Consider the following 322-nt stretch of genomic DNA (forward strand, 5'->3'; position numbering starts at 1 on the left):
CGTAGCGGGCCGTCCAGGCGGTGGCATCATTGGCCGTGGCCACGAGCTTCTGGCCGAGCAGGGTCAGCATGCCGCCATTGCCGAGATTGAACAGCGCCAGCGCCACCGCCAGCACCAGCAACTTGCGGTTCGACAGGATGCTGCGGGTCCTGGCGCGTTCCGGCTTGTCGTCGGCGTCGTCCTCCTTCCAGCCGACCGCCCGGCGCCCGTTGTAGCAGTGGCCCGGCGTGGTCGCGGTTGCCACGATGGCGAGCACCGCCATGGCGCCGAGCACCCAGAAGGCGACGGCCGGCCCGAGATGGGCGGTGCCGAAGCTGATGAT

The 322-nt window shown here is 69.9% G+C and carries 1 pseudogene; it reads right to left on the reverse strand.

Going from position 1 to position 322, the window contains the following annotated elements:
- Positions 1-322: pseudogene (locus F6X53_RS33160) on the reverse strand (MFS transporter); the annotation flags it as partial.

Source organism: Methylobacterium soli (assembly GCF_008806385.1).
In the GTDB taxonomy this organism is placed as follows: domain Bacteria; phylum Pseudomonadota; class Alphaproteobacteria; order Rhizobiales; family Beijerinckiaceae; genus Methylobacterium; species Methylobacterium soli.